This is a genomic window from uncultured Aquimarina sp., assembly GCF_947495315.1.
Classification (GTDB): Bacteria; Bacteroidota; Bacteroidia; order Flavobacteriales; family Flavobacteriaceae; genus Aquimarina.
On the sequence record NZ_CANLYD010000008.1, the window covers coordinates 19,890 to 46,076 of the forward strand.

Consider the following 26,187-nt stretch of genomic DNA (forward strand, 5'->3'; position numbering starts at 1 on the left):
GTTCTAAAATTTAAAATTGTAGGATATGAATGGAATTGGTGCAGCGATAAAAGAAATTTGAGACGTTTCTAATTGATTATCATCAAAAACAGAATTAACAGAAAATGCATTTTTACGCCCATATACATTATATACACCAAAATTCCAGCTTCCTTTCCAGTTAGTTTTGGGATTGTCAGTAGGTGTGTAAGTAAACGAGATGTCTGCTCTATGCGTATTCGGAATTCTAAACGCATTTCTATCAGAATAGGTGATAAACGAATCTCCGTCTAAAGTCAATCTACCATTAGGCTGGGTGATGGGTCTTCCTGTTTGAAAGGTAAAAAATGCTCCTACTTCCCACTTTTTAGATAATTTATAATTCGCTGTTATATTGAATATATGGGGTCGATCAAAATTCGAAGGAAAGTACGTATTGTTATTAATTTGCTCTGAAGAGAAATTACTTTTCGTTTTTCGTTTTGATACAGAATAGGTATAGTTTACATTTCCGGTTAATTTTCCCTTGTTTTTATGAGCGGCTAGTTCTAATCCATAAGAAAAACCATCGGCAGCAACTAATTCGGTTTCTAAGTTGTCAAAAACTCCTAATCTAGCTCCATTTTTATAGACTATTAGATCATCAAATGTTTTGTAGTATCCCTCTACCGAAAAATTATAACTTTGATCTTTGGTGTCATAGGCGTATCCAGCAGAAAATTGATTTACTTTTAACGGAGCAATATGTTCGCCAGAAGGTTTCCAAGTATCGTTTGGTAATGTTATAGTCTGTCTATTAATGGAATGTATGTATTGAAACATTCTGTTATATCCTATTTTAAAGGCTTTTCTATCATTAAGATTATATTTTAAAGATATGCGAGGTTCTAATCCAGAATAAGTTTTCGATATCTCGTTATTTTTTATACTCCTATTCCCAATAATTGAGTTTTGTGTTTGCGGAAGATTAGGGTCATAGATAGCAATGTTTTCTTCTCCAAAATTAGCAAACCATGAATATCGTAAACCTGTTGATAATGATAGTTTATTCCATTGTTTTTCGATACTGTAATAAGCAGCTAGTTCTAATGCTTTTTCTTTGTCTAAAATTTCGTTACCTGTTGTACTGGTAATTTTAGGAATGAATTGATATAAATTACCATAGAGACCAAATCGCATTAAGGTACTAGGACTTGAATAATAAGTGAAATCAGGCTTAAAAATCCAATTCTCAATTGATCTTTCGACGGTCTCTTCAATATCTTCTTCAATTTCTTCTTCTCGAAGATCTTCTCTCTGCCCTAATGAGAAATCGTATTTACTATAGATACCTGTTATATTAGAAAACAATCTATTAGAAAAAGTATGATTCCATCGTAAGGTAGCAGTAGTATTTATCCATCCAAGATCTAAATCAGAATCAAATCCTCCTTCGCCATTTTCTTCTTCTTGATTAAATTTTAAGACATCCGCAGCAAAAATACCTGAAGCATACAGCCTATTATTTTTATTGATATTCCAGGTAAGTTTTGTGTTTAAATCATAAAAATGAAATTTATCAACAGCCTCATTACCTTTAAATAACGGAAAAAACACATCAAAATAAGATCTCCGACCAGAAGCTAAGAAGCTTACTTTATCCTTTTTAATAGGACCTTCTATAGTAAATTTAGAAAACAATAATCCCAATCCACCTTCTCCTTTAATTCTCTTTGAGTTACCATTTTTTTGTCTAATTTCTAGTACTGATGATGCTCTACCTCCAAAACGTGAAGGAATTTCACCTTTATATAATTTTAATATTTTAATTGCATCTGCATTAAAAATAGAAAACAATCCAAATAAATGGGAGGTGTTGTACAAGGGAGCTTCGTCTAATAGAATTAAATTTTGATCTACATTTCCACCTCTTACATTAAAACCGCTAGTTCCTTCGCCAATACTACTAATCCCTGTTTGCGTTAAAACCGCACGGGTAATATCCGGTTCCCCTAAAAGAGATGGTAGTTTTTTAATTTCCGAAGTGGTCAAGCTAGTGGTTCCACCAAGAATGGGATCTACCTGACTTTTATTATTATTAGATGCTATTATAATTTCATCTAGTTTACTTGAAGATGGTTGAAGTTCTATCTTTATATTTCTATCCGCTTCTAATTGAATATCTAGCGTTTTGGTTACATAGCCCAAATACGAAATCTCCAAAATATAATCTCCTTTGGGCAATGTTATGGAATAAAAACCATATTCATTGGTAAATACTCCACTGTTGCTGTTTTTTATAATAATACTGGCGCCCAAAAGTGTTTCACCAGTACTTGCGTCGGTAACAATCCCGCTAATCGTAAAATCGTCATCTTGCCTTTCAACTTTAGAAAGAATAATATGGTTTTTTTTGATTTTGTAAAAAATTGTATCATCCTTGAAGAGTAACTCAAGGGCTTCTGCTACATTCTTTTCTATAATTGTTATACTAAAATTTTGGTCTACGTCGATCACATCATTACTAAAGATAAACGTGTAAGATGTCTGTTCTTCAATTTTATTTATAATTGATTTTAATGAACTATTTTCTTCCGTTAGCGTAACGCTGTTTTGAGAGAATCCATTAAATGCCAGCAGTTGAAAACAAAAAATTAGATAAAAAAAGAAAGATAATTTCATTAAAAAAATGGTTTTTCTATACCTGCTTTTTGGCAATAGCATGCCCTGAAAAAGGTTTATTTTCATACATTTGAGTATTGTTAATTAATACTGATTTTGCGATTAGATTTTTTTTAACATTTATAGTGGGAAAATGGCAGTTTTCCCACTTTTTATTCTATTATCCACTCATTGGTTTTTGTGTTTAGTTTATAGGTAAATTCTTTAGAGATTTTGAGTATTTCAAAAATCTCATCTATAGGAGTTGTGTTATCGAAAGAGCCTGTAAATTTAGTAACTGCAATGTCTTCATTTTCAAAGCGAATTTGTTTACCAAATTGGGCTTTTAAGTCAATAGCTATTTCTCTGAAAGTTTTGTTTTCGAATTGTATTTTTCCTTCTTTCCAGGCAATGTTGGATTCATTAAGATCCATCTTGGATTTCACTACTTCTTTGGTATGCTTGTAAAAGGTTACTTTTTCATCAGGGATCAGGAGCACCTTTTCTTTAAACTGCTCATCAGAAGTAACTTCCACTTTACCAGTAAGTAATTTTGTTTCTGTGATAGGACTATCTATATAGGATTTCACATTAAAACTAGTTCCTAAAGCTTTTACTGTAATGTGATCTGGAGTTGTTACGGTAAAAGGGTGTAACGTATCTTTTGCAACTTCAAAAAATCCTTCTCCTTCCAGATATAAGGTTCTAGGAGTTTTGACATTATAGGATAATTTACTAGAAGCATTTAACCAAACGTTGGAACCATCTGGTAATGCAATATTCTTTTGTTCACCAAAAGTTGTCTGCAGGACTATTTGATTGGTATTGGAGGATACTGTATTGTAGAAATATACTCCAGAAATAAGTATAACAAATATAGCCGCATACTTCAGCAGCTCTTTCCAAACCATGGTTTTTGGTTTGACAGTAGTAAAGAATCGTTTTTTAGCTCGCTGAATAGAAGGGTTTTGTGTAGAGCTATTCTTATGGATAGCAGTTATTTTGCTAAATAAATCTTCATCATAATTAGAAGAATCTATCCACTTTTCTACTTTCTTAGTAGTTATATCATCAGCAGTTTTTGAGATATATTCCCAAAGTTCGGTTTCTGTAATTTTAAAAGGTTCCATACCAAAAAGGTGTTAACTACTTAAAAGACGTTTGTCAAGTAGTAGTACCCTATTGAAAAAACTTTTTTTTCTTAAAAATAATCTTTTAAGCCGTTCTTAAATGCTGTTAAAGCCTTTGAAATATGAAGTTCTACGGTTTTTATAGAAATACCTTTTTTTTTGGAAATTTCTTTATAGGTCAATCCTTTATCTCTAGATAACTTAAAAATATCTGTTGTTTTTTCCTCAAGAGAAGTATAAATATCTTCAATACGTTGCACTAATTCCCACTGTTTATCAATCTGAGTTTCGATACTGGTATTAAGCGAATACAAATTAGTATGTTTTTCTCTGGTTTGTTTTTTTCTATAGTCATCTATAATTTTATTTTTGAGTGTAGTAATTAAAAATGATTCTATAGAACGTTCGGATTCTTTGATATGTTCAAAGTTTTCCCAAAGCTTAATAAATGTTTCCTGAACCAACTCCTCAGAAAGATCCGTTTCTTTTAAAACTTTAAATGCATAATTGTATAGCCTATTATAGTGCCTATCAAACAAATTGGAGAATTTTGCTTCTTTGACGGAATAAGATGTAATTTTTTTCTTCAAATAATTTGAGTAACGATAGATTGCTAAATTATATAAAAAACGCTCAAAATTCCTTTCTGTTACATTTTACTTTTTCTTTCTAGTTTATTATGTTTAACAGAGAAATCCCGAAAAAAGACTTAAGAGCTAAATGATATTTTTTTACATACTTATAGTTCTTTCAAAAAACTATAAGCTTCACATAAATGTGAGGCATATCTATTTTTGTTGATCCCCTTATTTAACTCTTACACATAAAGTTGTTATAATCTTTAGAATGTTCTTATGCTGATGTTATTTTAAAATTAATTATCGCCAATATATACTTACAACGTCTTTTTTTATCCAAAATACGTCATAAATATACTTTTGTTTGCGTCTAAATTTGCCAAGCTTATTTAGACCAAATAAAAATAATATGCTCCTCGACACACGAACCAACCTTGTTTTTGATCAAAAAGTTGACCATTTTTTCGATACTCAATCCAAATATACTTACGAAGAGTATATTCATAAAGCGTTGCAATATGTAATGTCTTATTTGGATAGAGATCATTTTTATCCCGGAGAAGTATGCAATTTTCAAGAAAAGAAAGATTTACTATCTCCTAATAAGAATGAGACCTTATCAATGGATGAGGCTCTTAATGAAATTAAAGAATTGTACTTGGATCATACCATTGCTTTTCATCACCCTAACTATGTAGCTCATCTTAATTGCCCCGTTTTACTTCCTGCCTTAGTAGGAGATTTAATTGCTTCATCAGTAAATACAGCAATAGAAACCTGGGATCAAAGTATTTCTGCTACCTACATCGAACAAGAAATGATTCGATGGATTTGCGATAAAATGAATCTGTCATCTACTGCTGATGGTGTTTTTACCAGTGGCGGAACCCAGTCTAATTTTATGGCACTATTATTAGCCCGAGATGATTATGCTTTTAAGCATTTCGGGTTAAATCTAAAAGAGAATGGCTGGTCCGATGTAGTTTCTAAGTTTCGTTTTTTCTGCTCAGAAAAAGCACATTTCAGTATTAGAAAAAATGCCGCACTTATGGGTATGGGATACAATTCCGTGATTCCAGTAGCTACTGATGAAAAGATGAAAATGAAAGTAGACGCGCTAGTGCAAGCTATAGAAAAAGAAAAACAAATAGGAAATATACCAATCGCTATTGTTGCAACGGCTGGGACTACAGATTTTGGTAGTTTTGATCCTCTAGATACCATTGCGAAAATTGCTAGTGAATATGATATCTGGTTTCATGTAGACGGGGCGTATGGAGGTAGTTATGTGCTAACAGAGACTCATCGTCATCTTTTAAGTGGAATCAAACATGCAGATTCTGTTACTATTGATTTTCACAAAACCATGTTTCAACCTGTTTGCTCCAGTGCTTTTTTAGTAAAAGACACGAAACATTTTAAATACATTTCCTATTACGCGGATTATCTAAATCCCTTAGAGCATAGAGATGAAGAATGCCCTAATCTTATAGAAAAATCAATCCAAACCACTAGAAGGTTTGATGCACTTAAACTATGGTTTACGCTAAAGATGACTGGAGAAAAAAATATAGGAGCATTTTTAGAAAAAGTACATTATTTAGCTTTAGACCTTTATCATAGTATTAAAGATGATCCGTATTTTGAAATGGTTCATAAACCCGAGTTAAGTACCTTAGTTTTCCGATGTAAAGTTCAAGGTGTAACGTCCAATGTATTTCTTGATAAAATGAATCTCCATATTAAAAACACCTTATTTAAATCTGGTCAAGCTTCTATAGCAAGTACAAAGTTCAATGGAAAAACCTACTTAAAATTTACATTACTAAATCCTAAAAGTACAATTGATGACCTGTTAAATATCATCCAGATGATCAAGGAAACAGGGCAATCGTATGATACTAAAAATCACAATTAAAACAAGAAAGCATTATGCAGAAAGAAGAAAAAATATTTGATTTTATTGGGATTGGTGTCGGTCCTATGAACTTAGGACTAGCTTGTTTATCAGATCCAATTGCAGAGTTGGATGGATTGTTTTTAGATAAGAAAGAAAAGTTTGATTGGCATCCGGGAATGATGCTTCAGAATACGACATTACAGATTCCTTTTATGGCAGATTTAGTAACCTTAGCCGATCCTACTAACCCATTTAGTTTTCTGAATTATATCAAAGAGCAAGGAAGAATCTATTCCTTTTACATTAGAGAGAACTTTCTTTTACTAAGAAATGAATACAATCAGTATTGTCAGTGGGCGATAGACAAATTAACGAACGTCCATTTTGAAACAGAAGTAGTAGAGATTGCATATGACGAAAAAGGAAGATATTATACAGTTTTTTCGAAGTGTGTAAAAACGAATAAACGAAACATTTATAAAGCTAGAAGGCTTGTTTTAGGAACTGGAACAAGTCCTTATATACCGAGTTGTTGTAATTCTTTGAAAAAAGAAGCTGTACATTCTAGCTCTTATTTGCCAAACAAGAAGAAACTACAATCCAAAAAATCAATAACAGTTTTGGGTAGTGGACAGAGTGCTGCAGAGATTTTCTACGATCTTTTACAGGAAATAGATGATAAAGGATATGAATTAAATTGGATCACTAGGTCACCAAGGTTTTTTCCGCTAGAATATGCCAAGCTTACACTAGAGATGACTTCTCCAGAGTATGTAGATTATTTTTATAATCTACCAAAGCATAAACGTAATCATTTGATTAATAGTCAAAAACACTTGTATAAAGGGATCAATCAGGATTTGATTGCTGATATATTTGATCTGATATATACGAAACGACTACTCGGAGATGTCAAAATTAATTTAAGAGCAAATTCAGAGCTACAGAACGCTATATATGATGATACTTTGGAGAGATTCTATCTAGAAATTCATCAATACGAGCAGGATAAATACTATCGTCATAAGACAGAAGGATTGGTATTGGCAACGGGATATCAATATCAAAAACCAACATTTATCGATAGTATTAATGACCGAATTCGATGGGATCAAAAAGGCAGGTATGATGTGCATCGTAATTATGCTATTGATCATTCCGGAAATGAAATCTTTGTACAAAATGCAGAACTACATACGCACGGATTTGTAACTCCTGATTTAGGAATGGCTGCTTATCGCAATTCGTATATCATCAAAGAATTGACGGGTACTGATTATTACGCTATAGAAAAGAAAGTTGCGTTTCAGCAGTTTGATGTGCTAGAAGAAGAGGAAATTATGATGGAAGCATCGATGAAGTAACTAAAACTCCAATGAAGAATTTTCTGATCCTAATGACCTTAGTGGCCGTAGTAAGTGATTATTTGCTGCATCCATTTTATCCTCAATTTTTTGAAGCTCGATTTGGAGTAAATGATCCAGAGTTGGTGGGTTATTATTTTGCTGCCATTTGCTTTATGGTTATGATTTCATTTCCTTTTTGGGCATATGTTTCTAAAAAAATAGCAGAGCTAAATATCCTTATATATACGCAGTTCGTAGCAGGATTATTAGCTTTATGTTGTTATGCAACTACATCATATCTAAACTTTTGGATCATTTCTTTAGTGATGATCTTATTTAAAGGAAGCTACTTACTGGTATATCCATATATCCTAAAAATAATTACTAAAAAAGAACATCCTAAAACCATTGGTTTGTTATCGGTAGTTGTACATCTTGGGGGAATATTAGGAGCAGTGATAGGAGGTGCCACAGTGGATTTAATTGATGCTAGTTATATTTTTCTGATTATGGCATTAGGAGATTTTATACAGATGGGTATGAGCGCTTATTTATTGAGAAGCAAAAAATACAAGATAACCAAAAGCTCAGAACCCAAAGAGTTCATAAAGCAAAAAACAAAAATGATCCCGAAAGGTTTTATCCTCAAAATAGGATTGATCACTATGATTTTATATTTCAGTGATTTTTTAATAAGACCATTTTTTGCAACCTATTGGGAAAGTATTTCGGGGTACGAGTCTAAATTAATTTCAGGAACAATATATGCGATACCCGGTTTTGTAGCACTGATTGCTTTATGGATCAATACCAAAATAAAAGAAACAAATAACGGGTTTTTACAAGTAGTTTCGATACTTCTTATAGGTATCGTTGGATTATTCCTGCAAGGGATTCCTATGGAAATAATGATCATCATAGGAAGAATCATTTATGGTTGGGCAATTTTTCAGGGAGTGGTCAAATTTGATGTGTTACTCTTCGAATTCAGTACTCCTGATTCTTATGCAATGGATTATAGTAAAGTGCACTTTTTTCAAAACCTAGGAGTGTTATTGTCTTCTTTTTCCGTGGGTTTACTGGTAGACAATTATGGATTAAGAATTCCATTTTTGGTTGCTTTAGGCGGTTTTAGTATCACTTTATTACTGTATTATTTAACTTTTAAAGTTGCTCCAAAACTCACTTCTAAAATATTAGCAAAGTCATAAGAAATTCTGAATGGAAAAAACAGCCAATAACATACAGCATCAGTATCATAAAATCTATTCAAAAAGCTTTTCAGATTTTGGGACTATAGAAATACGACCTTTTAGAATATCCGAAGATTGTGAAGTTTTGCATGAGTGGGTAAATATGGACTATGCTTTTTTTTGGGGAATGCAAGGGTATGATTTACAACAGGTGCGACAAGAATATATAAAATTAATGGAACCAGAACACTATGATGTTTTTGTAGGTGTTTTTGAAGGTAACCCAGTTTTTGTATTAGAAAGATATCATCCTAAACAAGATGTTGTAGGAACATTATATCCTGCTCAAAATGGGGACTGTGGGATTCATATTATTATAGCTCCGCCACGAGTAAAAATTCCAAATTTTACTTGGTATTTGTTTACGACTATTATGGATTTTGTGTTGAAAGATTCTACGATTAATAGAATTATAGTAGAACCAGATATCCGCAATAAAAAAATGTTCGCCCTATGTCAGCGAATAGGTTTTCAACTTGATAAAATTATAGAACTCCCAAATAAGACTGCTCAAATAGCATTTTTGGACAGGCAACAACATCTTACATCAATTTCAAAAATTAATAAAAGAAGTGCTATGAACACCTTAGATAATGCCGTTTCGCCTCAACAATCAATAGCTCATTTACAGCCCGAAGTTTGGGTTAAAGTAAATACACTTTTTGTAATTAAAGCTATTTGTGAATTCAGTCACGAACTTTTGATTAAACCTGTTGTTTTAGAACGATTAAAAGACGGTTGGAATAGTTATATCCTAAAAACAGATAATCCTACTATCCAATACCAGTTTAACGCAAAACCGTTAGCATTAAATCATTTATATATTGAATCAGCATCTATCAAGAAATACGAAGAAAGTGAATCGGTAGTTGTAGATGGTATTTTGTTTATTAAGGAATTTAGAAAACAACTGGGAATTAAGGATCAACAGATGCCTCTATACCTAGAAGAGATCATCAGTACATTATATGGTAGTGCATTTAAATTTTTAAAAGGAAATCCACCTTCAAGCGAGCTTGCGACTGCAGATTTTCAGACTATTGAACAATCCATGACAGAGGGACATCCTGGTTTTGTCGCCAATAATGGTCGTATCGGTTTCGATAGTAGCGATTATAGGTCGTATGCTCCTGAAGCTGGTAATTCTTTTTCCTTATTGTGGCTAGCAGGTCATAAAAGTAAAGCGGTATATGCCGCTACAGAAGCATTGTCATATGATGTTTTGATACAACAGGAATTGGATTCTAAAACGATACAAACATTTAAAGAAAGTATAAAAAATAAAGGTTTTGATCCGGATGACTATTTCTTTATTCCTATGCATCCGTGGCAATGGTTTAATAAGTTAGCCAACATCTTTTCACCAGAAATTGCTACCGGAAATTTAATATGCTTAGGGTATGGTCCAGATCAATACCTTGCTCAGCAATCCATTAGAACCTTATTTAATGGTACCAATCCCAAAAAATTCTATACTAAAACAGCACTTTCTATTTTAAATATGGGATTTATGCGCGGACTTCCGCTATATTATTTAGGCACCGCGCCTAAAATGGCTGTTTGGTTAGAAGCGTTGCTTTATAATGATCCATATATTCAGGAAACTGGTTTTAGGATGTTAAGTGAAATTGCATCTGTGAGCTATGTAAATCCTTATTTTGAAGAATTTGGACCACACAATGATTACAATAAGATGTTAGCTTCACTTTGGAGAGAAAGCCCTATTGCAAACGTGACAGAAAAACAACAAGCAATGACTATGGCAGCATTTCTGCACATAGACCATAATGGTGAAGCTTTATTACCAAAAATCATCAAAAAATCAGGTTTGACCGTTGAGGATTGGCTTCAAAAATATCTGGAAGCTTATTTAAGTCCATTATTACATTGCTTTTATCATTTTGATTTAGTGTTTATGCCTCATGGAGAGAATATTATTATGGTATTGGAAGATCAAGTACCGGTAAAATCTTTTTTAAAGGACATAACAGAAGAAGCTTGTATTCTAAATCCGGAAGTTAAATTACCAGATCATCTAAAACGAATGTATGCTCCCGTTCCTGAGGATGTGAAATTACTTTCGATTTTTACAGATATATTCGATGGTTTTTTCAGGTTTATGTCTCACATTTTAGTTGCACATACCAATTTTGAAGAAGAACAATTTTGGAAAGTTGTTGCAGAAGTGATTCGGGAGTATCAGGATCGTTATCCAGAAAAAGAAGCAAAGTTTAAGCAATACGATTTGTTTGCTCCAGAATTTCAGTTGTCTTGTTTAAATAGATTACAACTCAATAATCATAAGCAAATGATTGATTTAGATGATCCTGTAGCGTTACTTCAGTTTGCCGGTAAACTAAAGAATCCAATCGCAGCATTTAGAAGAGATTTAGTAGATACAACTTCATAATTCAAGGTTCATTATGGAAAATACTGAAATTGCTCAAAACATTGTTTTTTTAAGAACAATTGAAAACTTTGGAACCATACAGCTACGCCATTTAGATTTTGATTATGACATTACAACTATTCATAAATGGGTAACAAAAGAGTATGCTAGGTATTGGGGCATGTTGGATAGTTCATTAGAAGAAGTACACTCAGAATATACAGCATTGGTTTCTAGAAAAGACTATGATGTTTTTGTAGGAATATATAATGGAGTTCCCATCTTCTTAATGGAAAAATACAAAGCATCAACAGATAGGATTTCTGAATACTATTCTGCTAAAGATACTGATTATGGGATGCATATTTTGGTAGCACCATCAGAACATAAAATAGCTGGATTTACATGGAATGTCTTTAGTACAGTACTCGAATATTTTTTTGAATTACCAGAGGTAGAAAGGATAGTAGTAGAACCTGATATTAGAAATGAAAAGATCCATACGCTTAATAAAAAAGCAGGATTTATATACCAAAAAGAAATCGAATTACCTGAAAAAACAGCTGGATTAGCATTTTGTGAAGCACTAGATTATAGAAAAGCAAAAAATGCGTTGCGAGAAAAAACAAAACTAATGACCAACTTAAATATATCAAATTCATTGAAGAAATCCTACAATCACCTTAATCCATTGACTTGGGAAACGGTAAATAGATCTCTTGTAAGCAAAGCAATTAGTGAATTTTCGCACGAATTGCTTTTTAAACCTCAACAAAAAACAAATAACCAAAAGTGGAATAAGTATGTCCTAATTGCAGATACTCCTGGAATTACCTATGAGTTTACCGCTCAGAGATATGCTCTGGATCATTGGTATATTGATGAAACTTCAATTGTTAAAAAAGTCAATGACACACCAGAACCAGTTGACGCTTTACAATTTATTATTGATTTTGTACACACTTTAGAAATACCAAAGCATTTACTTCCTGTGTATTTGGAAGAAATATCCAGTACATTATCAGGTGCGGCATATAAAAAAGTAAACAATTTATTTTCATCAGATGAGTTGGTAAATAGCTCCTTCCAGGATATAGAGCATGCGATGACCGAAGGCCACCCTTGTTTTGTAGCAAATAACGGAAGAATAGGTTTCGATGGTCAGGATTATTTGGAATACGCCCCAGAAACGAATCAGCCTTTTAAAATATATTGGATAGCAGGTCATAAAAGTAAAACAACCTATACTTCGATTCATAAATTTGAATACAAATCTTTAATGCATAAAGAGTTAGGTGTACAGTTAATCGCAAAATTTAATACAAAATTAGAATCCTTGGGGTTAGATACTAGTTCGTATATTTTTATTCCTGTACATCCCTGGCAGTGGAATAACAAGATACTACAGGTATTTGCAGCAGATATTTCGAATCAAAATTTGGTGTTCTTGGGTGAAAGCGAAGATTATTTCTCTGCGCAACAATCAATTAGAACACTTTATAATAAGAGTAATCCGGAAAAAATGTACACCAAAACAGCTTTGTCTATTCTGAATATGGGGTTTATGAGAGGACTTTCTCCTTCTTATATGAAGAGTACGCCCCACATTACGAGTTGGATTACAGAATTGTTGGATCAGGATGCCTATCTAAAGAAGAATGGCTTTACCATGTTAGGGGAAGTTGCTACAGTTGGTTTCCAGAATACTTTTTATGAAGTACTAGGAAAAACAAATGCTCATAATAAGATGTTATCTGCTTTGTGGAGAGAAAGTCCGCATACTAAAATAAAGAAGAATCAAGAATTAATGACAATGGCTGCATTGCTTCATGTCGATACAGAAGGCCATTCGTTAATGGCAGCATTGATTAACGCTTCTTCATGCGATGCCAAGAGTTGGATTCGGAAATATTTGAATGCATATCTAACACCGTTATTGCATTGTTTTTATACCTATGGATTTGTTTTTATGCCTCATGGAGAAAATGTTATTATGGTTTTGGAAAATCATGTTCCAGTAAAAATTCTAATGAAAGATATTACAGAAGAAGTGATTGTTTTTAATAAGGAATTAGAATTACCCGAAAAAGTAAAACGATTATATACAGAGGCTTCTGATACGATGAAAGTGTTATCGATTTTCACAGATGTTTTCGATTGTTTTTTTAGGTTTATGGCTCCGATTTTGGATAGAGATCTTGGGTGTTCTGAGAATGATTTTTGGCAAGAAGTAGCGTTTTGTATTCATTCCTATCAATCAGAACATCCAGCATTACAATCGGAGTTTGATCGATATGATCTTTTCGTTTCAGAGTTTGATAGATGTTGCTTAAATAGATTGCAACTGAAAAATACTCAGCAAATGCTAAATCTTGCAGATCCCATGGCAAGTTTAATTCTAGAGGGAACGCTAGAAAATCCTATTGCTAAGTTTAAGAATACAGAGAAGAAATTAGGACGTCTGATTTCTTCAAATTAATAAAATTAAAACTCAAACATATGTCGACATCAAATAACAATAGAATTTTGGCGATAGACCTGGCAAGAGGAGTTAGTGTATTGATGGTAATTATCGTACATACACTATGGATTTATGGAGATATTGTTACACAATCAGAAACCTGGTTAGGATCCGTAGTTCATTTTATAGGAAAAGGAACTCCTATGTTTTTGATTGCAATGGGAGTATCATTTACATTATCTCGCAATCAAAGTGTAGTATTATCAATCAAGAGAGCCTTTTATATTTTGGGTGTTGGGTATTTAATGAATTTCTTAAAATTTGTACTTCCAGTTCTTGTTGGCACTGTTCCTGATAATTTTATCGAAGCCTATGGATGGACAACACCTGTTAGTATAGATAATATGATCTATATGTTAGGAACTGGAGATATACTACAGTTAGCCGGAGTTTCTTTGCTATTTATGGGATTGATTAACAAACTCTCTAAAAATAAATATGTACCATTGATTATAGCTTTTTGTATTGCACTATTGACCAAAGAGGTACACGGATTTCGATTAGGTATTACAGGAGTAGATTATGCATTAGATCTTTTATGGGGTTCCGAATGGAACGTATATTTTGCTGTATTTCCCTGGTTTTCTTTTATACTTATCGGGATGTTCTTTGGGATGTGGTATAAAGAAAAAAATGGAAGCACGAATTACTTATTTAGTAGAATGTTAATAGCAGGAATTGTGTTGATGGTTATCGGCGGAGGATTATGCTATTATAATTTTGAGTATCATTTTGGAGATTACTTTCACTTAGGCCCAGGAGGAACATTGTACCTGGCTGGATTCAATCTTGTATTGCTATGGATTGCACAATTATTAGTAACAAGAGTTAAAGAAAATAACATCTTTAGATTCCTTTTTTATTGTAGTAAGAGAGTAACTACCATTTACATTATTCAATGGGTGTTTATCTGTTGGGGAATGGGCGCTTTGGGATATCAGCAATTTGGGGTTACATCAGTACTTCTATTAACTCCCTTCTATATTTTGTTGACTCTAGGAGTTCAAAGGTTTGGGTTAGATAAGTTACTTTTTAAAACAAAATCGAAAAAACAAACCCATATAGCCAAAAAGAGGATGGTTATTTCAAAATCGTAATACTATGAGAGAGTTTAATTGCGTTTCCATCGAGTATTTTAAAGAAGAAGAACTCTTGATATGGAAAATAAGAGATACCGGAATGCCTAATTTTTGTTTACAGGGGCTTCAGGAGTTTCGAGAGTTCTGCTCTTGGGTTAAGAAATACTTTTCCCATCCGGATAGGCCGCTAAAATTTATAGTTTCCGGGTCAGAACATCAAGGTATTTATAATATGGGAGGTGATCTTTCATATTTTTTAGATAGTATAAAAACCGAGGATGTTTCTAAATTAAGAACATATGCCCATTTATGTATCGATGCTATTTATAATATGTATACATCCTTTGGATTACCGGTTATAACCATTGCTTTGGTAGAAGGTAATGCCTACGGAGGCGGATTCGAATGCGCTTTGGCGCATGATTTTATACTGGCAGAAGAAGGTGTTCAGTTTTGTTTGCCTGAAAATAAGTTCAACTTGTTTCCGGGTATGGGAGCGCATAGCTTATTAACTCGTAAGCTTAGTAAAGTAGATACCGACATGCTAATTAGAAGTGGAGATATTTATAAAGCAAAGTATTTACAGACTTTAGGTCTTGTAGAGAATATAGCTCAAAAAGGTACTGCTATTCTTGAATTGTATAGGTTTACTAAGACGATAAAAGAGCGATTTAATTTTGAATATCATCATATTCAATGTAAAAAAATGATCAATCCACTATCAAAGAGTGAGCTACTAAAAATTACAAATCTATGGGTAGAAGCGTGTATGCATATTAAAGAGTTTGACTTACGTAAAATGGAGATTTTGGCGAATGCTCAATATAGGAAAGTTAAAATGGTCAATTAAATTATGCTTTTTCGTTTTCAGAAGTATTTCTATACTTTTTTGGTGTAATTCCTTCTATTTTCTTGAAAGCAGCTGTAAAATGGGTAGAGTTTTTATAACCAACCAGCTCTGATATTTCATAAATAGGCTTTTTACTGTGCAATAATAGTTGTTTGGCTTTTTCCATTCTTAATTCAGTAGCATATTCAAAAATTGTTTTCCCAAAAAGTACTTTAAATTCCTTTTTTAATACAAAATCGTTTAATCCAATCTGTCTTGATAATTGATGAATAGAATATTGAATAGATAGATCAGAAGAAACCATGTGTTGTACTTGATATAATTTTTTTACTAAATTATCTGTTGGTAAATTGCTCGATGTTTTGGTTTCTTGCGATGAAGTTTCTAGTTTTAATGCGATCAATTCTAGTGTTTTGGATTCTAAAAATAATCGTTTCAATAAACCTTTTCGTTGATCAGTCAAAATTTCCGAAAGTATATCTTGAGTTTTGGAGCACAAGGGTTTTAAAAAATTACTTTGTAGTTGTAGTAAAGAATATTTCTCCGCAATATCATACTCTTCATTTAATTTGTGTCTTTTAATGAAGTCTATACTCATTCTAATTTTAACTTCTTTAAGCCGTTTTCGCTTGCGATATGAAATACTACCTTTTATGTTTTCTAGATATAAGAGATAACATTCCTGACTTTCATAAATTAAGTCTTTACTTACTCCTTCTATTTTAATTATCTGTTCTCCCTCAATCAGAAAAGACATTTCCAGAAAATCATCATAGAGAGTCCCTTCAAGCAGTAGATCTTGCTTAAATAAAACATCAAAAATAATGATCGACAACCCTTCAAACTGCTGCGTTTGAAATTGACCTATACCAAACTGTTTCAGGAATTGAAATTTTTTTGAAACGATACCACATTGTTCTTTAGATGTTATCAATTCTGTAACAGCTGATAAAGTGTCTATCTTTTTTCGGTTTTGTATTTCGGTTTTAAGCGACGTCTTTTCGCGTCTTTTTTTATCCATAATGCGTCATTTTTCTCTTCTCTTAGATACTAATTTTGCATTTTAATTTTATTTAGACTAATTATAAATAATAAACTTGAAGTCGCTAAAATAAATAAAAAATTGTTACAGTCAGTGGTTATTTTAAAAAGAAAAAACAGTGTCTTTTTGATGCTTTTGGTTACGTTCTTTTGTCAAAGTCAGGAGCTAATACAAGGTGTTGTTGTGGATCAAAATTCGAATCCAATACCTGGAGCTTCGATTAAAGTTTCAGAACTTCAAAATACAGGAACGATTAGCGATTTTACTGGGAAGTTTACGCTAAGTCTTCCGGAAGGATCATATACGCTAAAAATTAGTTTTGTGGGGTTTAAAACCCAACTCAAAAGAATTAATGCCGGATCTAATAAAGAATCGTTTTTAAAAATAATTCTACAATCGGATATTGAAGAATTAAACGATGTTATTGTTAAAGGAAAAACGGCTGCTCAAAAAACCAAAGAAAAAGCTTTTGAAGTAGAAGTTATTGAGACCAAAGGGTTAAAGAATAGCAGCGTAGATATAAATGCTATTTTAACAACAATACCCGGAATAAATGTTCGGCAACGAGGAGGATTGGGATCTGTTTTTGATTTCTCCTTAAACGGATTGTCTGGTAAGCAAGTAAAGTTTTTTATAGATGGAATTCCGATCGAAAATTTCGGAAGCTCCTTAACGCTAAATAATTTCCCAGCTACGCTTATAGAACGAGCAGAAGTGTATAAAGGTGTAGTTCCTATCCATTTAGGGGCAGACGCATTAGGTGGTGCAGTCAATATCATTACAAATCAACGTAAAAAAGACTTTCTGGATGTATCCTACGATATAGGTTCTTTTAATACGCATCGTGCTACAGTGAATGGTCAGCACTATAATAAAAAAGGTTGGATGTTTCAGGTATCCTCATTTTATAATTATTCGGATAACAATTATACGATTGATAATATTGAAGTTAGAGATGAATTAGGAAATGATACAGGCATCCGTAGAGATAATGTAGAGCGATTTCATGACGCTTATAATTCCCAAATGGTACGTGTACAAACCGGATTAGTTGATAAATCATATGCTGATCGATTGATTATTGGTTTCACTGCGTCTGCTAATGAAAATGAAATACAGCATCCAATAGATCCACAAAACCCGTTTGGAGAAGTTTTTAGTGAAAATGATATTATTTCTGGATCTCTTGAGTTCGAAAAAAATAATTTGTTTAAAGAAAAGCTGAAACTTAAAATTTATGGTTCTATTACACAAAATAACGAAAGAGTAGTAGATACTTCGTCTCGAAAATATGACTGGTTTGGAAATTTTATAGAGCGTGGAGATCAAACATTAGGAGAATTTGAAGCTAGTAAGACGCTATTCAAGTTTAAGGATAACCTACATTTGATTAATGCTTTAGCCGCCTATACCTTTGATGAGAACCATTTATTGAGCTTTAATTATACCAAAAATTATATTCGAAGAAAAGGAGAAGATGCTGCCAGAACAGGAAGAATCGCTTTTGAAGATCCGCATATTGTAAACAAAAATATATTAGGACTTTCTTATGACCTCAAGCTGCTAGATTCGAGATGGAATACTTCTGTTTTTTCTAAAGGATATTTGTTAAACTCAGAAGGAATTGTAGAAGATGTATTTACCAATATAGATGAAGATCGATTTACCAGAATCGAAAATACTTTTGAAGAATTGGGATATGGTTTTGCTACCACCTTCAGAATCCTTGATAACTTTCGAATCAAAGGATCCTTTGAAAGAACATTTAGGATTCCGGAAGGCTATGAAGTATTTGGAGATGGATTTTTACTTAAATCGAATCCGACTTTGTCCCCAGAGAAAAGTTACAATGCCAATCTGGGAGCACTTTTTAATACAAATATTAATGGTTTCAAACTTCAGGTGGATACCAATGTGTTTTTTAGAGAGTCTGAGAATTTTATAGCGATTAGATCGGAAGGGATTTTCTCCCGATACTTTAATACAGCTGATGCCAGAAGTACAGGTGTAGAAGGAGAGATAAGAATGCTGTATAATAAATTCTTTTTGGATGTTAATGCTACCTATCAAAATATTATTGATAGAAATGCCGGAGAAAATGCTGGTGTAGATTTTTTAAGAAACCAACGAATAGCGAATATTCCTTATCTATTTGGAAATGCCCGTATTGGAGGTGCATTCGAAAATATACTTTTCATAAAAGACCAATTGAACATTTCTTGGAATACATATTATGTTCATGACTATCCACTTACATCTTTTGTAGAAGGAAATCCAGAAGATAGAGATATCATACCAGAACAAGTTTCACACAATCTAGAGCTGGGATATTCTTTTAATGATGGACGTTACAATATATCAGTTTTAGCCAGAAATATTACGGATTCGAAGGTCTATGACAATTTCGAAATTCAACAACCGGGAAGAGCTTTTTATGTAAAGCTTAGATACTATATATCAAATTAAAATAAATTTTAAACATCAAAAATCATATACAATGAAAACAATAAAATGGATAAAAAATGTAATGTTATTTATAGCGATAACCACGGTGGTTATATCTTGTAGTAGTGATGATAATGGAGGGACACCTATAGATCCAGACCCGGATCCAATAGCTTTATCTAAATATGTGGTTGGATTCGAGGCATTTCCTGTTGGAGATGCAAGTCCAGTAGATTATATTTTAGAATTACCATCTTTAGCATCATTAACTACGGGTGAGATCTCGGTTGAAGGGCAAGGAATACCATTAAGAGGTTGGAGATTTTTTCACGGAGTCGGTAATACGGTTTTTACTGCAGGATATTCTGATGATGACAAGTGTATTGCATATCAATTAAATGAAGAAGGTGAGCTAGAAGAAAAAGCAAATTTTGCGTTTCAATCTACCTTAGATAATTATGCAGCTTTAGATGAGAATACTCTGCTAGCAGTAGAATTAACATATGGAGGACTTTCTGATAAACGTTTTCATATCGTAAATGCGGAAACTGGTTTATTAGAAAAAGTAGAAGAACATCCTGTAGATACAGATATGGGAGATGGTACGGCAGAAAACCCTGGATCAACTCCTTGGGTTACTGGGATGGTACTTAGAGATGGAAAATTATTTGTTTCTTATCATAAGTGGTTAGCAGACGGTTCTTTTGTCACTCCAGATGTGGATCGTGCTTATGTAGCGGTGTTTAGTTATCCAGATTTCGAATTAGAAAAAATAATTGAAGATGATAGAACCAGTCCGATCGGAGTAAACGGTCATAGCACAGGTATCGAACAGATAGAAAACGGTGATATTTATTCGTTCTCAACATCTGCATTAAGTGCTGGTTTTACGGCAGCTTCTAAACCTTCAGGAATTTTAAGAATTAACAATGGAGAAACAGAATTCGATTCTGATTACTTCTTTAATATAGAAGAAGCAACTAATGGAGGGAAGTTATTCTGGATGGATTATATGGGTAATGGAAAAGCAATTGCAAGAATAATTGTAGATGATACCAATGGTGCAGGAGAATGGGGAGCATTCTTTAAAAAAGATGTGTTTAAAATGGTGGTGATAGATTTAGTAAATCAAACCGTTACTGATATTGCTGGAGTACCAACCCACGGTCATCGCTATACATCTCCTATGTTCGTAGAAGATGGCAAAGCATACATCAGTAGTTCTACAGATACCGATACTTACGTGTATATCGTAGATCCAGAAACTGCTACAGCGACACAGGGTGCCAAAGTTCTTGGTTTAGGACTTAAAGGAATATTTAAGATCAGCAATTAACTCAACTGAACTATATGAATATGGGGTTCTGATAACGTCAAAACTTTTATTCTGATGCTTATACCCCCATTTGGAGCTCAGAATGGATCAAAGTCGAATTAATAAGTAATTGTGCTTTATTTAGTGATTTTGTTCAAAATAAAAGGACTGAGTATTTGTTTTCAGGCCCCATGTATTTAACAAGCTATAAATGACAAAAAAAAGAAATAATAGTCGTAAAAGAATTTTACAACTTCATAAAATACTGGGATTAGTTACTGGTGTAGTACTTTTTATTGTTTCTATTACCGGTTGTTTATGGGTTTTTAAAGAAGAAATAGAAAGCTTCTATGATGATTACAAATATGTAATTCCGCAAGACCAAGAGTTTCTACAAGCTTCTGATATTAAAGAATTGGCTGAACAAGTGATTCCTGATAAAACCATTCACGGAGTCATCTATGGAAAACCAAATGAAGCCATAGAAGTTGTTTTTTATGAAGCTGAACCAGAGGTGTTTTATCATAGTGTCTACTTAAATCCATATACTGGAGAGTTCATTAAGAGAATAGATAATGACGCTGGATTTTTTGGTTTTATATTAAAAGGCCATCTACGATTATGGTTACCGGATGTTATTGGATCTAGAGTAGTATCCTATTCAGTATTAATCTTTTTGATTATCATGATAAGCGGACTTTTTCTTTGGTGGCCAAAAAACAAGAAGAATTGGCGTCAGCGATTAAAATTTGATTGGAATAGTAAAACTAGATGGAAACGTAAAAATTTTGATCTTCACACGGTAACGGGGTTTTATATTTCATCTTTTGGTTTGATACTGGCTTTTACAGGATGTGTGATGGCTTTTAATTGGTTCTATTTTATTGCTTATAAAGCTACTGGAGGAGATAAAGACCCTAGATTTGTAATTCCAGAGAGTGAACAAGTAGCAGTATCTACTACAATCTCTAATTTTGAATACGATAAATTGATTCCTATTCTGCAAAAAAAATATAAAGATGCGCATAGTTTTGAATTGCATTATCCAGAAAATGATTCTACTTCAATTCTTGTTGAGGTAAGCAATTCTAAAGGCCTATATTATAATATGGACTATCTGTTTTTTGATCAAAATACATTAAAAGAAATAGAAACTCCAAGTATCTACGGTAAGTACAAAAACGCTGATTTTGCAGATAAAGTTATTCGAATGAATTATGATATTCATATCGGAGCAATAGGCGGAATAGTAGGTAAAATCATTGCTTTTTTAGTGAGTTTAATATGTGCTTCATTACCTATAAGTGGAATTTTACTTTTGTATGGAAGGAAGTATAAAACACAAAAAGAAAATAAGGTTGTTAAAGACCTAGTAGTTGTAAAATGATATCCGCGCGTGTTTACGGATAGTGTCTATGTTTAAATTATATTCAGGATTTTGTTTTAATGAGAGTTTTATTTCTTATAAGATTAATTACTTCAAAATTTTAGATGAACAGTTTTAAAGTTTATAAATTATTAGTACTCTAATAGATATTAAAGGTAGCCTATTTAATTTTCACAAATTTCTGATACCTACTTCTAAATTGTGTAGCCGTAAAAGAAATCACTTCATTTTCACCATTTCTTTGGAATTCTATAATTGGTGTAAACCATGCATCTGTTTCAAAGCCGTCATGCCATTTGGGATGTAATGGAATACTTCCATTTCGTAAATGAAAAAGTTCTAGTTTACCATTATCTAACTTCACATCGTAAACTGTATTCAATTCTTCACTATAGAACTTACCTGTATAGTTATCTATATATTCCAAAATAAGAGGCTTCATTAATTTCTTTTTTTCATATGTTTTCCCTTTGTATATATATCGGTTTGTTCCAAACTCGATATAGGCTTCATAAGATTCAACCCAAAATTTGGTTTCAGATACCGCAGTCATCACTTGCTGATCTTCTCCAGTTGCCTGAGCATACATTTTATCATCTTCTAAAAAAATATGCACATAAACATCTGCTTCTAAATGATATGTACCTAAATAGGATTCTAAAACTTTTAAATCAATAACATCTTTATAAGGCGTAATATGAACATCAGGTTCTTCAGTTTCAGCTTCTAGAACATCTGCTAAATAAATATCTATGATTTTTTGCGCCATATCTTGTGCCCACCATGGACGATTAAATAAAACAACTACAGAAAAATGATGCTCTGGTAGATAAGCAACGTAGGTGTTAAATGAAGCCCAACTACCATCGTGAGCAATTCGTTTCAATCCTTTATACTCGTCTAACTCAACTCCAAATGCATAATTGGTGATTTCACCCGAATTCAATACACCTTGTTTCTGTAACAGCTTTATTGTAGATGGTTTTCCAACTTTTGGATTATCTAAGTTCTGCATCCATTTAGCTAAATCATTTAATGAGGTTTGCAATGAGCTTGAACCCATTGCAGTTAGATTATTAGGGCTATAAAAGAAAGGCGTGTTTTCTTCTTCATAATAGCTATTGACACTGTTATAGATTACTTCAGAATTATTAGTTTTAAAATGTGTGTTTGCCATACCTAATGGCTCGAAAATGTGTGTTTTGGTCCAATCGGTAAAAGGTTGTTCGGTAATGCGTTGAATGACTTCGACCAAAATATTATATCCTGTATTGCTATAGCTATATTGTTCGCCTGGAATAAAATTAAGATCAGTTTGTTTATAGGTCATCTCCAAGATTTTCTCAAAAGAAACAACATCTTCTAATTGTACTCCAGAGAGTTTTAGTGCACTTACCCAATCACGTAAACCGCTTTGATGATGTAATAAATGTTTAATTGTAATAGGATATACAAAATTAGGAAACTCAGGTATGTATGTTTTAACATCGTCGTCTAAGCTAAGTTTGCCTTGCTCTACCAATAAAGCAATAGAGAAGCCAACAAATTGTTTAGAAACTGAAGCAATATCGAAGACTGAATTTGGAGTTATAGGAGTGTTATGTTCTAGATTGGCCATTCCAAACCCTTTGCTGTATATTCTCTTTCCATCTTTAATCACAGCAATAGCAACCCCAGGTTTATCTTTCGTGTCAAGCTCTTTGCATAAGGCATCTACTTGATCCGAAAAATCAAGAATCTTTTCAGAGTTGTTATGACAAGAGCTTATAAATAATGCAAATATGTATAGGAGAATGCCTTTTTTCATAATAGCTTTGAAGTTTGAGTGTTTTTTTGATTATAATTGACTTAAAAACTGTTGAATTCTACTGGTCAATTCTTGATTTTCCATTCCAATATTTGAATGAGTTCTATTTTCATATACAAATAATTCAAAACTTTCACCTAGTCCTAAATTTGTCATCACATCTAATAATTGTTCCCCTTGAGAAAGAGGAACATTTTGATCATTTTCTGCCATGTGAAGTTGTGTTAAGGGTAAATTTTTCGCAAAATAGATCGGAGAACTAGCAATCATTTTATATCTAGCTTCTTCAATTGTAATATTTCCACTTACTAATTCTTGTAAAAACTGACATTGGTATGTCGTGTCATTTTCATTTCGTGATGTAAGTTCTAACATGTTAGTTGGTGCGACTACGCCAACGACTCTTTTAATACGTTCATCATGTTCTCCCATAAGTAAAGCGACAGTTCCACCTCGACTACCACCATTTACAGCCACTCGATTAAAGTCAGCATTAGTTTCGGTACTTTCTATAATATTTAAAAACGCCAATGCATCATCAGTAGCTCCGTCAAAAGCATCGCAATGTCTGCCTTCAGACGTTGGTGTAGTATATTCTTCATTATTAATTGTTATACGTAACGATTGTCCTCTAAGAGCAGGTATGGCAAAAATAAAAGGAAGGTCAGAATCGTCATTTAAATTTAATCTGAATGAATTGGTCGTAACTTCCTTAGAAAATCCAAAAATTTGCATTCTAATAGGCAACGGTATACTAGATTCTGGTATAATAAGAGCTCCATATTCTTTAAACCCATTGACTCGATATGAAACTATTTTCAATATAGCCCCATTAGATGTTAGCTCAATAATTTGCTCTAATCGATAATCATCAGGAGATAAATCTCTAGATGTCCAATCCTGGGATATAGCATTTAATTCTACTTCAGTAGGAGTTGCAAAAAGTATTTGATTATCAAAATTATCTAAAAAATCATCTTTATCGCAAGCAGTTAAAAAACCTAATAAGATTATTACCATGAAACTACTTTTCATATATCAAGTGTTAGCATAAGTAAGGATGGATTTATTTGGTTAATGTTACAGTATTATTTTTTTGCTTGATACGATGTTGTCTTGAGTGAACAAAACAATATAAATTCCAGAATTGAAAGTATTTTTATTAATGGTTTCAAAAAACTCTAAATTTAAAACCGAATAATCCTTGCTAAACACTTCTTTTCCAGTAATTTCATAAATCTTAATGTTTGCTTTTTCACTAGAAGTTAAATTTGCTTTTATCCCAATCATATCTGATTCTCTATCAGCAAATATGTTTAAATCAATATTATTAGCTTCAAATTCTGAAGTTGATAAGGTTGTATTTTCAATAATACGTAGATTACCTGTTCCTGCATCAGAAACATAGATTCTATTATTAACCGTATCTGCTAAAATGCCATTAGGGAAATTAAATGTTGCAGTAGAGATGTCACCATCAGTACTTCCTTGTATAGAACCTGCGTACACTGCTGCATTTCCAGAAATAGGGTCGATAACATAGATTTGATGGGCACCCGCTTGTGTTGCATATAATTGATCGTTTGAAGCTGTTAAAAAACCAATAACGTTATTGTTTGGCGCGGTAGCCGGTAATTGACTTAACAACGTCATATTTCCATTTTCAAACCGCATAATTTTTCTGTCGTTGTAATTTGATATAAAAGTTTCGCCATTTATAAATGCGATTCCTGAAGGACCATTTAATGGAAACCCTGAAAACAATGTCGATACGGTTCCGTCTGAAGCTAATCGTTTTAAGGTGTTGTTATTGTATTCCACAAGAAGCATATCTGTTGTTCCTGGAATATTTTTAATACCTGTTGGGTTGTTTATATTTATTGTGTAAGTAGTTAGAAGGGTTCCATTTAAATCGTATTTGAAAACAGTATTTGCGCGAGCATCACAAATAAAAATTTCATCTTGCTCATTTACGCCAATACCATTTGGACTCATAAAACCACTCTTAAAAGTACTTACTACTCCCTCGGTATTATATTTAAAAACAGATTCTCCAGAAAAATCAGAGCAATAGATATTACCTTGGGAATCTTGTCCTATACCATCATAAAAAATCCCATCAAAAACGGTTGTTACCGTCTGTGAGAACGAAAAGTTAACTGTTAAGAAGATCGATAGAAGTGTAATTTTTTTGAACATAATAATAGATTTCAGTTTCTACAAAACTATATTCAAAAAGTGTGGATAGCGACTTTGTGTACCCACTGAGACTTATTTATATATGTTTTTTATAATAGTTCTGTTGTTATTTTTTAGAAATTAAATGAACTATTAAGTTTCAAGTGTAAACTTAGATTTGTTATTACGAAAAACAAAGTTTTATAAAGTCACTTGATAATTTGATTGTTGATGTCTTAATTAAAGATGTGGTGATTGTTTTTTGTTTGCAGGTTTTTTTTCTTCTTAAAAAAGATGCTTTAGTATGGAAGAGTATCTTTTTTGAAAGATCTAAATTGATTTTTGTGT

At 32.7% G+C, this 26,187-nt stretch carries 17 protein-coding genes; 10 read left to right on the forward strand and 7 right to left on the reverse strand.

Annotated features, from left to right (window positions below):
* Window positions 1-3: 3 nt before the first annotated feature.
* The 3 genes from Q0910_RS15035 to Q0910_RS15045 form a co-directional block, all read right to left on the reverse strand.
* Window positions 4-2,640, reverse strand: coding sequence for a TonB-dependent receptor (locus tag Q0910_RS15035; protein WP_299218196.1), 2,637 nt, complete (start codon window positions 2,638-2,640; stop codon window positions 4-6).
* A 152-nt stretch (window positions 2,641-2,792) separates the two neighbouring features.
* Complete coding sequence (locus tag Q0910_RS15040) at window positions 2,793-3,749, reverse strand: FecR domain-containing protein (protein ID WP_299218198.1); 957 nt, start codon at window positions 3,747-3,749, stop codon at window positions 2,793-2,795.
* Between the two features lie 71 nt (window positions 3,750-3,820).
* On the reverse strand, window positions 3,821-4,339 hold the full coding sequence (locus tag Q0910_RS15045) for a sigma-70 family RNA polymerase sigma factor (protein ID WP_299218200.1): 519 nt from the start codon (window positions 4,337-4,339) through the stop codon (window positions 3,821-3,823).
* 397 nt (window positions 4,340-4,736) lie between these two features.
* Between Q0910_RS15045 and Q0910_RS15050 the strand changes: the two genes are divergently transcribed.
* The 7 genes from Q0910_RS15050 to Q0910_RS15080 are packed head-to-tail and all read left to right on the forward strand — an operon-like array spanning window position 4,737 to window position 15,665.
* Window positions 4,737-6,245: an aspartate aminotransferase family protein gene (locus Q0910_RS15050; RefSeq protein ID WP_299218203.1), complete on the forward strand. Its 1,509-nt coding sequence runs from the start codon at window positions 4,737-4,739 to the stop codon at window positions 6,243-6,245.
* Window positions 6,246-6,259: 14 nt separating this feature from the next.
* Window positions 6,260-7,591, forward strand: a complete 1,332-nt coding sequence (locus tag Q0910_RS15055; RefSeq protein ID WP_299218205.1) for a lysine N(6)-hydroxylase/L-ornithine N(5)-oxygenase family protein — start codon at window positions 6,260-6,262, stop codon at window positions 7,589-7,591.
* An 11-nt stretch (window positions 7,592-7,602) separates the two neighbouring features.
* On the forward strand, window positions 7,603-8,784 hold the full coding sequence (locus tag Q0910_RS15060; protein WP_299218207.1) for an MFS transporter: 1,182 nt from the start codon (window positions 7,603-7,605) through the stop codon (window positions 8,782-8,784).
* A gap of 10 nt (window positions 8,785-8,794) precedes the next feature.
* Window positions 8,795-11,236, forward strand: a complete 2,442-nt coding sequence (locus tag Q0910_RS15065; protein ID WP_299218209.1) for a GNAT family N-acetyltransferase — start codon at window positions 8,795-8,797, stop codon at window positions 11,234-11,236.
* 13 nt (window positions 11,237-11,249) lie between these two features.
* On the forward strand, window positions 11,250-13,694 hold the full coding sequence (locus Q0910_RS15070) for a GNAT family N-acetyltransferase (RefSeq protein WP_299218211.1): 2,445 nt from the start codon (window positions 11,250-11,252) through the stop codon (window positions 13,692-13,694).
* A gap of 20 nt (window positions 13,695-13,714) precedes the next feature.
* Window positions 13,715-14,833: a heparan-alpha-glucosaminide N-acetyltransferase domain-containing protein gene (locus Q0910_RS15075; protein WP_299218213.1), complete on the forward strand. Its 1,119-nt coding sequence runs from the start codon at window positions 13,715-13,717 to the stop codon at window positions 14,831-14,833.
* A 4-nt stretch (window positions 14,834-14,837) separates the two neighbouring features.
* Window positions 14,838-15,665: a crotonase/enoyl-CoA hydratase family protein gene (locus Q0910_RS15080; RefSeq protein ID WP_299218215.1), complete on the forward strand. Its 828-nt coding sequence runs from the start codon at window positions 14,838-14,840 to the stop codon at window positions 15,663-15,665.
* A gap of 1 nt (window position 15,666) precedes the next feature.
* Here Q0910_RS15080 and Q0910_RS15085 read toward each other — a convergent pair whose 3' ends face one another.
* Entirely contained in the window at window positions 15,667-16,686 is a 1,020-nt protein-coding gene (locus Q0910_RS15085) for an AraC family transcriptional regulator (RefSeq protein ID WP_299218217.1), read from the reverse strand.
* Between the two features lie 114 nt (window positions 16,687-16,800).
* Between Q0910_RS15085 and Q0910_RS15090 the strand changes: the two genes are divergently transcribed.
* The 3 genes from Q0910_RS15090 to Q0910_RS15100 all read left to right on the forward strand — a co-directional run bounded on the left by Q0910_RS15090 (window position 16,801) and on the right by Q0910_RS15100 (window position 21,854).
* Window positions 16,801-19,173, forward strand: coding sequence for a TonB-dependent receptor (locus tag Q0910_RS15090; protein WP_299218219.1), 2,373 nt, complete (start codon window positions 16,801-16,803; stop codon window positions 19,171-19,173).
* Window positions 19,174-19,204: 31 nt separating this feature from the next.
* A complete protein-coding gene (locus Q0910_RS15095) occupies window positions 19,205-20,488 on the forward strand; it encodes a DUF4374 domain-containing protein (RefSeq protein ID WP_299218221.1) in 1,284 nt (427 codons plus the stop codon).
* Window positions 20,489-20,678: 190 nt separating this feature from the next.
* Window positions 20,679-21,854, forward strand: a complete 1,176-nt coding sequence (locus Q0910_RS15100) for a PepSY-associated TM helix domain-containing protein (RefSeq protein ID WP_299218223.1) — start codon at window positions 20,679-20,681, stop codon at window positions 21,852-21,854.
* A 160-nt stretch (window positions 21,855-22,014) separates the two neighbouring features.
* On the opposite strand, the gene Q0910_RS15105 is transcribed toward Q0910_RS15100, so the two are convergent.
* The 3 genes from Q0910_RS15105 to Q0910_RS15115 are packed head-to-tail and all read right to left on the reverse strand — an operon-like array spanning window position 22,015 to window position 25,860.
* Window positions 22,015-23,661 (reverse strand): serine hydrolase domain-containing protein, encoded by a 1,647-nt coding sequence (locus Q0910_RS15105; protein ID WP_299218225.1) that lies wholly within the window; start codon window positions 23,659-23,661, stop codon window positions 22,015-22,017.
* A 30-nt stretch (window positions 23,662-23,691) separates the two neighbouring features.
* Entirely contained in the window at window positions 23,692-24,696 is a 1,005-nt protein-coding gene (locus Q0910_RS15110) for a prolyl oligopeptidase family serine peptidase (RefSeq protein WP_299218228.1), read from the reverse strand.
* Window positions 24,697-24,741: 45 nt separating this feature from the next.
* Window positions 24,742-25,860, reverse strand: a complete 1,119-nt coding sequence (locus tag Q0910_RS15115; RefSeq protein WP_299218231.1) for a T9SS type A sorting domain-containing protein — start codon at window positions 25,858-25,860, stop codon at window positions 24,742-24,744.
* Window positions 25,861-26,187: the final 327 nt, after the last annotated feature.

Bases quoted from the DNA above. Each gene is read 5' to 3' on its own strand.
- Q0910_RS15100 (WP_299218223.1), top strand. From the start codon at position 20,679: ATGACAAAAAAAAGAAATAATAGTCGTAAAAGAATTTTACAACTTCAT.
- Q0910_RS15070 (WP_299218211.1), top strand. From the start codon at position 11,250: ATGGAAAATACTGAAATTGCTCAAAACATTGTTTTTTTAAGAACAATT.
- Q0910_RS15085 (WP_299218217.1), bottom strand. From the start codon at position 16,686: ATGGATAAAAAAAGACGCGAAAAGACGTCGCTTAAAACCGAAATACAA.
- Q0910_RS15060 (WP_299218207.1), top strand. From the start codon at position 7,603: ATGAAGAATTTTCTGATCCTAATGACCTTAGTGGCCGTAGTAAGTGAT.
- Q0910_RS15075 (WP_299218213.1), top strand. From the start codon at position 13,715: ATGTCGACATCAAATAACAATAGAATTTTGGCGATAGACCTGGCAAGA.
- Q0910_RS15040 (WP_299218198.1), bottom strand. From the start codon at position 3,749: ATGGAACCTTTTAAAATTACAGAAACCGAACTTTGGGAATATATCTCA.
- Q0910_RS15080 (WP_299218215.1), top strand. From the start codon at position 14,838: ATGAGAGAGTTTAATTGCGTTTCCATCGAGTATTTTAAAGAAGAAGAA.
- Q0910_RS15050 (WP_299218203.1), top strand. From the start codon at position 4,737: ATGCTCCTCGACACACGAACCAACCTTGTTTTTGATCAAAAAGTTGAC.
- Q0910_RS15055 (WP_299218205.1), top strand. From the start codon at position 6,260: ATGCAGAAAGAAGAAAAAATATTTGATTTTATTGGGATTGGTGTCGGT.
- Q0910_RS15110 (WP_299218228.1), bottom strand. From the start codon at position 24,696: ATGAAAAGTAGTTTCATGGTAATAATCTTATTAGGTTTTTTAACTGCT.
- Q0910_RS15035 (WP_299218196.1), bottom strand. From the start codon at position 2,640: ATGAAATTATCTTTCTTTTTTTATCTAATTTTTTGTTTTCAACTGCTG.
- Q0910_RS15105 (WP_299218225.1), bottom strand. From the start codon at position 23,661: ATGAAAAAAGGCATTCTCCTATACATATTTGCATTATTTATAAGCTCT.
- Q0910_RS15095 (WP_299218221.1), top strand. From the start codon at position 19,205: ATGAAAACAATAAAATGGATAAAAAATGTAATGTTATTTATAGCGATA.
- Q0910_RS15115 (WP_299218231.1), bottom strand. From the start codon at position 25,860: ATGTTCAAAAAAATTACACTTCTATCGATCTTCTTAACAGTTAACTTT.
- Q0910_RS15065 (WP_299218209.1), top strand. From the start codon at position 8,795: ATGGAAAAAACAGCCAATAACATACAGCATCAGTATCATAAAATCTAT.